An 11,405-nucleotide genomic window follows, 5' to 3' on the forward strand; every position below is an offset into this window, starting at 1 on the left:
TGGGCAGGAACGGGAAGGGGAAGCGGGGTCGGGCTGAGGGGGCGCGGTAAGGTCACGCGGCCGTGTCGCCGCTCTGGCGGTCCAGCCAGGCATCCACCTCCGCCCAGCGGTAGCGCAGGTGCCGGCCGACCTTGATCGCCGCCGGGCCCTGGCCACGGTGCCGCCACGCGTACACGGTTCCCAGCGGGATGCCGAGGAACGCGGCGAGCTCCTCCGCGGTGGCCAGCGGACGACGATCGACGGCGGCACGAGAGGTTTTCGACAAGAGGGCTCCAACGGGCAGGGGGCAAGGGAATTCGGGCACGCCGAATAGACCCTCGGGGAGGGGTATCGGGTGGCCGTGCGGAGAGAGTGTCCGCGAAATGCGACTCGGGGCCAAAAACGGTCCGGAACCGGTAGGGCGGAGCGCGGGGCCGAGGAGCGCCTGCCTCCGAGGAAAACCCTACGGACCGCCCTCTTTAGTCGCCAAGGAGTTCGCGGCAACTCGCCCAGAAGATCTTCCCGACCTGGCCGCCCCAGGCAGGTCGGCCCGGGCGCGACCTGCCCTCGCAAGCCGCTCCGACCGGGTGGCGCAACGGCTTCCGGGCCCGGCGACGCTCCATCCCGCGCGCACGCTCAGGCTCGGGATGATCCGACACTGTCGAGCACTATCCGGCACACGAATGTCCCATCCGGGAGATCGGACTTGACAACGGTCCGCTCATCGATAAACATCCAACACCCGCCCCGAGGGATTCCCTCCGGGAGCATTCTGCATTCGCGGCTCACCCCGGTGCCGAGACCCCCCACCTTCCCTCTCCCTGCTGCCGGCCATAGGCAGTTCTTCCGTATGTCCCCGAGCAAAGGAGCCGAATGGCGACCGTCTACGACACCTGGCACAAATCCCACCCCCGCCCCACCGACAAGCCTTGCCGCGAGCACAAGGGCAAGTACCCCACCGCCGACCACGGCAAGGGCAAGCGCTGGCAGGTCCGCTACCGCGACCCCCAAGGCCGCCAGAAGAAGGAGGACTTCGAGCTCAAGTCGAAGGCCGAAACCCGGATCGCAGAGCTCAAGACCGCACTCGACGACGGGACGTACGTCGACCCGGCGGCGACCAAGGTCACCCTCGGCGTGTACGCGCAGAAGTGGTTCAAGTCGAACACTGCTGGCCCGACCACCGAAGTTCGGTACGGGGGCGTGATCCGAAACCACATCGTCGGTCGGCTCGGCCACTTCGAGATGCGGGTGTTCAACGACCCCGAGCCGGTCCGGACTTGGATCAAAGAGTTGCAGGACGTTCCGCTGGAGGCGTCGACCATCGGTGGCATCGGGGACATCCTCAGCAGCATCTTCGACGCCGCCGTCGACTCCGGGATTCTGAAGCGGAATCCCTGCAAGGCGAACTCCGTCACATGGCCCAAGATCCCGCCGAAGCCCGTCGTGCCGTGGACCCGTGAGCGGGTGCTGGCCGTCCTCGACGGGCTCCCTGCGAGCTTCCGGGCGGGCGGCGCCGTCGGCGTGGGCTGCGGCCTCCGCCAAGGGGAGATCTTCGCCCTGACCGAGGATGACATCGACTTCGAGGGCGGTTGGCTGCACGTGAACCAGCAGATCCGCATCGTCGGCACGAAGCTGGTGTTCGCCCTGCCGAAGGGGGACAAGATCCGCTCCGTGCCGATGTCGCCGGCCACGGCGGCGGCGCTCCGCGCGCACATAGCCGAGTTCGGGGCGACTCCGGTGGTCCTGCCCTGGCACCGTCCCGACGGCAAGCAGAAGCGGCTCAAGCTCCTCTTCGTGGACGCCAAGGGCAAGCCGTACAACCGGAGCGTCTTCAACCAGGGCACCTGGAAGCGCGCCCTGGTGCACGCCGGAGTGATCCCGCCGCGCGTGACCGGCTCGCAGTACTTCGAGGCAGCTCCGGACGACGGGATGCACGCACTCCGCCATGCGTATGCCTCTGCCCAGCTCGAAGGCGGCACCAGCATCAAGGCCCTCGCGGTCTACCTGGGGCACTCAGACCCCGGCTTCACGCTCCGGACCTACACTCACCTCATGCCGAGCAGTGAGGGTCGCAGCCGCTCCGCGACCGACGCCTTCCTCCTCGCTGAGACCGAGAGCGACCCTGGCGGAGCCGGCCGTGAGGGCACTTCCGGAGGGATGTGCCCCCAATGTGCCCTGGTTGCCTGACGACCCCCTTCCGGCTGTCCTCCGAGTAGCCCCGAAAGGAAGATCAGAAAGGGGTGGAGCCGCAGGTCAGGGCCAGACCAGGCAGTACAGCTGGTGCCCGGCGTCGTGCAGGCGGTTGGCGAAGTCCTGCCACTCGTGGAGCATCTGGTAGATCACGAAGGCGTCCCGCGGGCCGCGCCGGTCGGGGACGGTGGACCAGATGAACGCGGCGGCGCCGAGTTCGGTCTCGTCGGCCTTGCGGAGCGGTTCGACGACGTTGTGCGGGAGCTGGACGACGGCGTAGTCGGGGTGGAGCACGACCAGTTCGAGCGGCGGCACCTGGTGCAGGGGCACGCCGGTGATGCCGGTGAGGACCATGGCGCTCATGGTCTCCGGCTTGATCTTGGTGGAGAGGTGGCCGTTGGTCGAGCCGCTGGTCTCCATGAGGTCGCCGAGCCGGCCGAGCGCGCCGAGCTCGCCCGCGTCCAGCCCCAGGCCGCCGGGGCCCAGTGCGGTGGGGACTCTGGCGGCGGTGGCCCGGTCGGGTGCGCCGAAGTACTTGTAGGTGACCCCCACTCTGCCCTCGCCTCCCCGCCTGCCCCTGCCCGCACCCGCCGCACCCCCGCCAGCGGCCCCGGCAGGCCTGCGGGAACCACCCGCGGCCTCCTCGAAACCGTCCTGCGCCTCGGACACTCGGACCATCCTCACCGGAATTCGCCGGAATCGACAGACCCCCGCACGCTCGGTGTCCTCCGAACGTGCCCATTACCCGTCTTGCGCCGTCCTAGTCATCGCCGTAAGGACAGGCGTACCTCAGACCCTACCTTCGACACGGCCTGTAAAGGCACCAGCACACGGATCATCGTTCCAGATGATCGGGTCCGACATGCAGAACGCAAGGACACGATTTGAGAGCATGTCCGGGTAACCCTCCCGCGGACCCACGGATGAGCGAGCCCGATGAGCGTGCCGATGAGCTACCCGTACGAAGCCCCCCAGTCCCAGTCGCTGTTCGAGCGCGCCTCGGTCGTGACCCCCGGTGGCGTGAACTCGCCGGTGCGCGCGTTCCGCGCGGTGGGCGGCACCCCGCGCTTCATGGTGTCGGGCACCGGCCCGTACCTGACCGACGCGGACGGGCGCGAGTACGTCGACCTGGTCTGCTCCTGGGGCCCGATGATCCTGGGCCACGCGCACCCGGCGGTGGTGGAGGCGGTGCGGCAGGCGGTGTCGCGCGGCACGTCCTTCGGCACGCCCGGCCAGGGCGAGGTGGAGCTGGCCGAGGAGATCGTCTCCCGGATCGCGCCGGTCGAGCAGGTGCGCCTGGTGTCCTCGGGCACCGAGGCGACCATGTCGGCGATCCGGTTGGCCCGCGGCTTCACCGGCCGGGCCAAGATCGTGAAGTTCGCCGGCTGTTACCACGGTCACGTGGACGCGCTGCTGGCCGCCGCCGGTTCCGGCGTCGCGACCTTCGGCCTCCCCGACACCCCGGGCGTCACCGGTGCCCAGGCGGGCGACACCATCGTCCTGCCGTACAACGACCTGGCCGCCGTCGAGCAGGCCTTCAAGGCGCACCCGGGCGAGATCGCCTGCGTGATCACCGAGGCGTCCCCGGGCAACATGGGCGTCGTCCCGCCGCTGCCCGGCTTCAACAAGGGCCTGGCGGAGCTCTGCAAGGCCGACGGGGCGCTGTTCGTCTCGGACGAGGTGATGACCGGCTTCCGCGTCTCCCGGGCCGGCTGGTACGGCCTGGAGGCGGCCCACGAGGGCTGGGCGCCGGACCTGCTGACCTTCGGCAAGGTGATGGGCGGCGGCTTCCCGGCCGCGGCGTTCGGCGGCCGCGCGGACGTGATGGCGTACCTGGCCCCGGCCGGCCCGGTCTACCAGGCGGGCACCCTCTCCGGTAACCCGATCGCCACCGCCGCGGGCCTGGCCCAGCTGCGGCACTGCACCGACGAGGCGTACGCCACGGTGGACCGGGTCGCCGAGCAGGTCTCCGGCCTGGTCGCCGACGCGCTGGCCAAGGAGGGCGTGGTCCACCGGCTGCAGAAGGCGGGCAACATGTTCTCGGTGTTCTTCACCGACGAGCAGGTGACCGACTACGACACGGCCAAGCGCCAGGAGGCGTTCCGCTTCAACGCCTTCTTCCACGCGATGCTGAGCCAGGGCGTCTACCTGCCGCCGTCGGCGTTCGAGTCCTGGTTCGTCTCGTCCGCCCACGACGAGCGGGCGATCGAGCGGATCGCCGCCGCGCTGCCGGCCGCCGCCCGCGCGGCCGCCGAAGCCACCGCCTGAGCAGTACCCCGAACGCACGGCGCCACCGAGGAGAGAACGTGAGCAAGGACACCACCGTCGTCCACCTGATGCGGCACGGCGAGGTGCACAACCCCGAGGGCATCCTGTACGGCCGGCTGCCCGGCTACCACCTGTCGGAGCTGGGCCGGCAGATGGCCGACCGGGTGGCCGAGCACCTGGCGGACCGGGACATCACCTACGTGGTGGCCTCGCCGCTGGAGCGGGCGCAGGAGACCGCCGAGCCGATCGGCAAGGCGCACGGCCTGGAGGTCGCGGTCGACGAGCGGCTGATCGAGGCGGACAACATCTTCCAGGGCAAGACCTTCGGCGTCGGCGACGGTTCGCTGAAGAACCCGAGCCACTGGAAGTACCTGACCAACCCGTTCAAGCCGTCCTGGGGCGAGCCGTACATCGATCAGGTGGTGCGGATGATGGGCGCGCTGGCCGCCGCCCGGGACGCCGCCCGCGGGCACGAGGCGGTCTGCGTCAGCCACCAGCTGCCGATCTGGATCGTCCGCTCCTTCGCCGAGCGCCGCCGGCTGTGGCACGACCCGCGCCGCCGGCAGTGCTCGCTCGCCTCGCTGACCAGCTTCACGTACGAGGGCGACCGGATCGTCTCGGTCGGCTACCGCGAGCCGGCCCGCGACCTGCTCCCGGCGCACCTGGTGGGCAAGGGGAAGAAGGGCGACGCGCCGGTCGCCAAGAGCTTCGGCGCGTAAGCCCGACCACGGTCCAAAATGCCCGGACTAAGTGGATCATAAGGGGTAAAACCGCAGGTCATGGGGGGTCCGACACGCAAGGCCGGACCCCCCTCAAACGGCCCGAAGTCCCATGCGAAACTTTTCACATGTCTGGGACGACCCACCGCCGCCTCCGCCTCGCCGCCGTCCTCGGCGCGGCCAGTGTCCTCGCCCTCGCCGGCTGTTCGAGCTCCGGTTCGACGAGCGGTGACGGGCAGACCGGCTTCATCACCGGCAAGGGCGGCATCGACACCGCCGCCGCCGGCCACCGCACCCCCGCCCCGGACATCTCCGGCACCGGACTGGACGGCTCCGGCACCCTCGCCCTCGCCGACTACAAGGGCAAGGTCGTGGTGCTGAACATCTGGGGCTCCTGGTGCAACCCCTGCCGGGCCGAGGCCAAGGGCCTGCAGGAGGTCGCGCAGAAGTACGCCGACCAGGGCGTCCAGTTCCTCGGCATCAACACCCGGGACACCGACCCGGCCAACGCGGTGAGCTTCGAGAAGAACTTCGGCATCACCTACCCGTCCATCTACGACCCGGACGGCACCCAGATCCTGAAGTTCCCCAAGGGCAGCCTCAACCCCCAGTCGATCCCCACCACCATCGTGGTCGACCGCGAGGGCAGGCTGGCCGCCCGCTCGATGCACGCGATCTCCGCCGAGGACCTCGAGTCGATGATCAAGCCGGTCGTGGCGGAGCCGAAGTGACCACCGACCTCGCGGCCGCCGTCGGGTACAACGACACGGTCGGCAGCGGCGCGCTGCTGCTCGCCCTCCCGATCGCGCTCGCCGCCGGCCTGGTCTCCTTCTTCTCGCCCTGCGTGCTGCCGCTCGTCCCCGGCTACCTCTCCTACGTCACCGGCTTCTCCGCCGCCGACCTCGCGGACGCCCGCGGCGGGCGGCGCGGCCGGATGCTGCTCGGCTCGGCGCTGTTCATCGCCGGGTTCGCGGCGGTCTTCGTCTCGATGGGCGCGCTGTTCGGCTCCTTCGGGCAGACCCTGCTGGACCACAAGCGGGCGATCAGCATCGTCATGGGCGTGCTGACCGTCGCCATGGGCCTGGCCTTCATGGGGCTGCTGCCCGGCTTCACCATGCGCGAGCTGCGCACCCACCGCCGCCCCGCGGTGGGCCTGGCCGGCGCGCCGCTGCTCGGCGTGGTCTTCGGCCTCGGCTGGACGCCGTGCATCGGCCCGACCATGGGCGCGATCCAGTCGCTGGCCTTCACCCAGGCCAGCGCCGGGCGCGGCGCACTGCTGATGGCCGTCTACTGCCTGGGCCTGGGCGTACCGTTCGTGCTGGCCGCGCTCGCCTTCCGCAAGGCGCTGGGCGCGTTCGGCTGGATCAAGCAGCACTACCAGTGGGTCATGCGGATCGGTGGCGGCATGCTCGTCGCGGTCGGCCTGCTGCTGGTGACCGGGGCCTGGGACGCCATGGTCAACCAGCTCCAGTACCTCACCAGCGACTTCCCGATCGGAATCTGACCGTGAGCGACACCAAGACCGGCCCCGACACGGCGGACGCCGAGCGGCTGACCAGTGCCCCCGAGGAGTCGGACGGGCCGGTCGTCGGGATAGGGATCCGCGGCTGGGTGCTGTGGATGTGGCGCCAGCTGACCTCGATGCGGGTCGCGCTGATCCTGCTCTTCCTGCTGTCGCTCGCCGCCATCCCCGGCTCGCTGATCCCGCAGACCGGGCAGAACGCGTTCAAGGTCGAGCAGTGGAAGGCGGCGCACAAGGGCGTCACGCCGGTCTACGAGAAGCTCCAGCTGTTCGACGTCTACAGCTCGGTCTGGTTCTCCGCGATCTACATCCTGCTGTTCGTCTCGCTGGCCGGCTGCATCGTGCCGCGCACCTGGCAGTTCGTCGGCGTGCTGCGCGCCCAGCCGCCGGCCGCCCCGCGCGTCCTGACCCGGATGCCGGTGTACGCCGCCTGGCACACCGGCGCCGACCCGAAGGCGGTCAACGCCGCCGCGTACCGGCTGCTGAAGAAGCGCGGCTTCCGGGCCAACCTGGGCGGCGGCGCGGTCTCCTCCGAGAAGGGCTACCTGCGCGAGGTCGGCAACCTGGCCTTCCACCTCTCGCTGTTCGCCCTGCTGGCCGGCTTCGCCTGGGCCAGCCTGGCCAGCGGCTCCGGCGGCAAGCTGGTGGTCGAGGGCCAGGGCTACTCCAACACCACCACCCAGCTGGACGACTTCACCGGTTCGGCGTTCTACACCGCCGAGGACCTGGACGCCTTCGGCTTCAAGCTGGACGGCTTCACCGCGAAGTACCAGACCAGCGGCGACCAGGCGGGCAGCGCCCGCGAGTTCACCGCGCACATCCGGTACTGGGAGGGGTCGGACGCCACCAAACTGAAGACCTCCACCATCTCGGTCAACCACCCGCTGGAGATCGGCAGCTCCAAGGTCTTCCTGATCGGCCACGGCTACGCGCCGGTGGTCACCGTCCGCAACGCCAAGAACGAGATCGTCTACCGCGGCCCGACGGCCTTCCTCCCGCAGGACGGCAACCTCACCTCCACCGGCGTCATCAAGGTCAACGACTACGGCCAGGACGCCAACGGCAAGAAGACCCAGCTCGGCTTCAGCGGGTACTTCCTGCCGACCGCGCCGGAGTCCTTCGAGAAGACCGGCCCGATCTCGATGTTCCCGGGCGCCGCCGACCCGATGCTGGTGCTCACCGCGTACGCGGGCGACCTGCGCTCGGACGCCGGCGTGCCGCAGAACGTGTACCAGCTCGACACCAAGGCGATGACCCAGCTCCAGCAGGACGGCACCATCGCCCGCGCCCGCCTCAAGGCTGGCCAGGGCTGGACCCTCCCGGACGGCTACGGGACGATCACCTTCGACGGCTACCAGCAGTGGGCCAGCTTCAACGTCTCCCACCGCCCCGGCAACGCGGTCGCGCTGGCCGGCGCCGTCGCCGCCATCCTCGGCCTGATCGGCTCGCTGTTCGTCCAGCGCCGCCGGATCTGGGTCCGCGCCACCGCCGGACCGGACGGCCGCACCCTCGTCGAGGTGGCCGGCCTGGCCCGCAGCGAGTCCGCGAAGACCGCCGAGGAGCTCGCCGACCTCGCCGTCGAGCTCCAGGACGACGCCCCGGCGATCGACGCACCCGAGCCCGACACCGAGCCCTCCGACGGGCCCGACACCGAGCCCGACACCGAGCCCGACACCGAGCTCTCCGACGGGCCCTCAGACCCGGTTACCCCCGCCGACCCGGACTCCAAGGAGTAGACGGTGCATCTCGCCTCGGTCGACCCGCAGCTGGCCGACCTCTCCAACAAGCTGATCTACTCGGCGATGGCCGTGTACACCCTGGCCATGTTCGCCCACCTCTTCGAGTGGACGTTCGGCGCCAAGGGCGCGGTCGCGGTCCGCTCCGCCGAGCAGTCCTCGCTGGCCGAGACCGTCGCCGCCGCGGACGACTCCGCCAAGGGCGTCCGCAAGGTCACCGTCACCGTCGCGTCCTCCGGCGGCGGCACCACCACGCTCACCCGCACCGCCCTCGCCGACGCCGGCGCCACCACGGTCACCAGCGGCCGCGGCGACGGCGTCCCGGTGGACGGCCCCGGCGCCGCCGGCGGCAGCGAGAAGGGCGACCTGGCGGGCCGGATCGCCGTCTCGCTCACCGTCCTCGGCGCCCTGCTGCACGCCGGTGGCGTGCTCACCCGCGGCCTGTCGGTCATGCGCTGGCCGTGGGGCAACATGTACGAGTTCTCCTGCGCCTTCGCGCTGATGATGATCACCGCGTACCTCGGCCTGATGGCCGCGAAGAAGAACGTCCGCTGGCTCGGCCTGCCGGTGGTGATCGCCGCGCTGCTCACCCTCGGCATCGCGGTCACCGTGCTCTACACCGAGTCCGAGCAGCTCGTCCCCGCCCTGCACTCGTACTGGCTGGCGATCCACGTCTCCACCGCCATCATGTGCGGCGGCGCGTTCTACGCGGCGGCCGTGGCCACCGTGCTCTACCTCGGCAAGGACTCCTACGAGCGGCGCCTGGCCGCCGGCGCCACCCCGCGGGCCGGCTCCGTCTGGGGCCGCCTCCCGGCCTCCGCCACGCTCGACAAGCTCTCCTACCGGATCAACGCCCTGGTCTTCCCGCTGTGGACCTTCACCATCATCGCGGGCGCCATCTGGGCCGAGGCCGCCTGGGGCAAGTACTGGGAGTGGGACCCCAAGGAGACCTGGTCCTTCATCACCTGGGTCGCCTACGCCTGCTACCTGCACGCCCGCGCCACCGCCGGCTGGCGCGGCCGCAAGGCCGCCTACCTGGCCCTGCTGGCCTTCGCCTGCTGGCTCTTCAACTACTACGGCGTCAACATCTTCGTCACCGGCAAGCACTCGTACGCCGGCGTCTGACCGGGGCCGTGTCACACCGGGGGGCGTCGCGTCGTCTCCCTTGCAGAATCCGAACCAGCCGCGAGGAGGGCCGCACATTGGAGTGCGACGAGGTCATGCTGACCGTCCGAATCACCGCCGCGGAGAGAACACTGCTCCGGCATCTCGCCCAGGGCCACCACAGCGACGTCTCGGAGGTGGTCGCCGACGGCCTGCTCGACGTCCTGCCGGCCCTGCACTGCCCCGCCGACGCCCACCGGCTGCTCGCCGCGGTGGCCGTCCCGGCGCCGTGCGCGCTCACCGTCTGGCTGCCGGCCGCCCTGGCCGACCTGCTGGTGCTCGCCACCGCCCGGGTCGCCCAGTCCACCGGCGTCCGGCTCGGCTCGTCCTGCGCCATGCTCGGAGCCGCCCTCAGGCTCTGGCTGGCCCAGGACCCGCAGCGCCTGGCGGCCAACCTCTCCACCATGCACGCCGGAAGGCCGGCCGCACTCGTCGCCGCCTAGGGGCGAGAAGCGCAGGGGCGCGAGGAACCGCTCGGTTCCTCGCGCCCCTTTCGTGTGCCTGCGCTACGCGGCCTGCTGCCAGCTGACCGGCGAGTAGTAGGCCGTGCGGCGCTCCAGGCGCTGCCAGTTGGCGATCGGCTCGACCACCGCGGTGGCGGCCGCGGCGGCGGCCTGGTGGGCGGCGGCGCGGGCGGCGAGCACCGCGGTGAGCGCGGCCAGCTCCTCGTCGTTCAGCGAGCCGCGGACGATGCGGACAAGAGGTTCGCTCATGATTCCTGATTCTTTCGCGGCTAGAAGTCTTCCGGGTTCCGATGCGCCGACAGGGGCGTTACATCGGGGGGTTGCCGTGCTTGCGGCTCGGCAGGTCGGCGTGCTTGGTGCGGAGCATCGCCAGCGAGGAGGCCAGCACCGCGCGGGTCTCGGCGGGGTCGATCACGTCGTCGACCAGGCCGCGCTCGGCCGCGTAGTACGGGTGCATGAGCTCGCTCTTGTACTCCTTGATCTTCTGCGCCCGCATCGCCTCGGGGTCCTCGGCCCCGGCGATGTCGCGGCGGAAGATCACGTTGGCGGCACCCTCGGCGCCCATCACGGCGATCTCGTTGGTGGGCCAGGCGAAGGACAGGTCCGCGCCGATGGAGCGGGAGTCCATCACGATGTACGCGCCGCCGTAGGCCTTGCGCAGGATCAGCTGGATCCGCGGGACGGTGGCGTTGCAGTACGCGTAGAGCAGCTTGGCGCCGTGCCGGATGATGCCGTCGTGCTCCTGGTCGACGCCGGGGAGGAAGCCCGGCACGTCCAGCATGGTGACCAGCGGGATGTTGAACGCGTCGCACATCTGCACGAAGCGCGCGGACTTCTCGCTGGCGTTGATGTCGAGCACGCCGGCCAGCGACTGCGGCTGGTTGGCGATGATGCCGACGACGTGGCCGTCGACCCGGGCCAGCGCGCAGATCACGTTGGTGGCCCAGCGCTCGTGGACCTCCAGGTACTCGCCGTGGTCGACGATCTCCTCGATGACCTTGCGCATGTCGTACGGGCGGTTGCCGTCGGCCGGGACGAGGTCGAGCAGCGACTCGTTGCGCCGCTCCACCGGGTCGTCGTTCGGCTGCACCGGCGGCATCTCGCGGTTGTTCTGCGGCAGCAGCGAGAGCAGGTAGCGCACCTCTTCGATGCAGGACTGCTCGTCGTCGTAGACGAAGTGCGAGACGCCCGAGACGCTGGAGTGGACGTCGGCGCCGCCGAGGCCGTTCTGGGTGATCTTCTCGCCGGTGACGGCCTGGACGACGTCCGGGCCGGTGATGAACATCTGCGAGGTCTCGCGGACCATGAAGACGAAGTCGGTCAGCGCGGGGCTGTAGGCGGCGCCGCCGGCGCAGGGGCCGAG

General features: G+C 70.5%; 12 protein-coding genes. 8 read left to right on the top strand and 4 right to left on the bottom strand.

Going from position 1 to position 11,405, the window contains the following annotated elements; all coding sequences use genetic code 11:
* Positions 1-52: 52 nt before the first annotated feature.
* Positions 53-265 carry a helix-turn-helix transcriptional regulator gene (locus tag ACGFX4_RS24805; RefSeq protein WP_393078314.1) on the bottom strand — a complete coding sequence of 71 codons (213 nt, stop codon included), beginning with the start codon at positions 263-265 and terminating at the stop codon, positions 53-55.
* Positions 266-852: 587 nt separating this feature from the next.
* Here ACGFX4_RS24805 and ACGFX4_RS24810 point away from each other — a divergent pair.
* Positions 853-2,166: a tyrosine-type recombinase/integrase gene (locus tag ACGFX4_RS24810; protein ID WP_393078317.1), complete on the top strand. Its 1,314-nt coding sequence runs from the start codon at positions 853-855 to the stop codon at positions 2,164-2,166.
* Between the two features lie 66 nt (positions 2,167-2,232).
* On the opposite strand, the gene ACGFX4_RS24815 is transcribed toward ACGFX4_RS24810, so the two are convergent.
* Complete coding sequence (locus ACGFX4_RS24815) at positions 2,233-2,721, bottom strand: hypothetical protein (RefSeq protein WP_345697673.1); 489 nt, start codon at positions 2,719-2,721, stop codon at positions 2,233-2,235.
* Between the two features lie 396 nt (positions 2,722-3,117).
* On the opposite strand from ACGFX4_RS24815, the gene hemL reads away from it, so the two are divergent.
* From hemL to ACGFX4_RS24850, 7 genes are all read left to right on the top strand, one after another.
* The gene (gene hemL, locus ACGFX4_RS24820) at positions 3,118-4,437 is read left to right on the top strand and encodes a glutamate-1-semialdehyde 2,1-aminomutase (protein ID WP_393078345.1); all 1,320 of its coding nucleotides are present in this window, start codon (positions 3,118-3,120) and stop codon (positions 4,435-4,437) included.
* Between the two features lie 68 nt (positions 4,438-4,505).
* Positions 4,506-5,156, top strand: a complete 651-nt coding sequence (locus ACGFX4_RS24825) for a histidine phosphatase family protein (protein ID WP_393078347.1) — start codon at positions 4,506-4,508, stop codon at positions 5,154-5,156.
* 128 nt (positions 5,157-5,284) lie between these two features.
* On the top strand, positions 5,285-5,887 hold the full coding sequence (locus ACGFX4_RS24830; RefSeq protein ID WP_345697671.1) for a TlpA disulfide reductase family protein: 603 nt from the start codon (positions 5,285-5,287) through the stop codon (positions 5,885-5,887).
* The gene (locus ACGFX4_RS24835; RefSeq protein WP_345697670.1) at positions 5,884-6,660 is read left to right on the top strand and encodes a cytochrome c biogenesis protein CcdA; all 777 of its coding nucleotides are present in this window, start codon (positions 5,884-5,886) and stop codon (positions 6,658-6,660) included. The genes ACGFX4_RS24830 and ACGFX4_RS24835 overlap by 4 nt, the downstream gene beginning before the upstream one ends.
* 2 nt (positions 6,661-6,662) lie before the next feature.
* Entirely contained in the window at positions 6,663-8,414 is a 1,752-nt protein-coding gene (locus ACGFX4_RS24840) for a cytochrome c biogenesis protein ResB (protein WP_393078322.1), read from the top strand.
* 3 nt (positions 8,415-8,417) lie between these two features.
* Positions 8,418-9,539 carry a c-type cytochrome biogenesis protein CcsB gene (gene ccsB / locus ACGFX4_RS24845; protein ID WP_393078325.1) on the top strand — a complete coding sequence of 374 codons (1,122 nt, stop codon included), beginning with the start codon at positions 8,418-8,420 and terminating at the stop codon, positions 9,537-9,539.
* Between the two features lie 95 nt (positions 9,540-9,634).
* Positions 9,635-10,021 carry a hypothetical protein gene (locus ACGFX4_RS24850; protein ID WP_345697667.1) on the top strand — a complete coding sequence of 129 codons (387 nt, stop codon included), beginning with the start codon at positions 9,635-9,637 and terminating at the stop codon, positions 10,019-10,021.
* A 63-nt stretch (positions 10,022-10,084) separates the two neighbouring features.
* On the opposite strand, the gene ACGFX4_RS24855 is transcribed toward ACGFX4_RS24850, so the two are convergent.
* Both ACGFX4_RS24855 and ACGFX4_RS24860 read right to left on the bottom strand, forming a co-directional pair.
* On the bottom strand, positions 10,085-10,291 hold the full coding sequence (locus ACGFX4_RS24855; protein ID WP_393078329.1) for an acyl-CoA carboxylase epsilon subunit: 207 nt from the start codon (positions 10,289-10,291) through the stop codon (positions 10,085-10,087).
* A gap of 58 nt (positions 10,292-10,349) precedes the next feature.
* On the bottom strand, positions 10,350-11,405 hold a 1,056-nt coding region (locus tag ACGFX4_RS24860), incomplete at its 5' end, for an acyl-CoA carboxylase subunit beta (protein ID WP_393078331.1).

This window comes from Kitasatospora sp. NPDC048365 (assembly GCF_043200835.1).
Lineage (GTDB): Bacteria > Actinomycetota > Actinomycetes > Streptomycetales > Streptomycetaceae > Kitasatospora > Kitasatospora terrestris.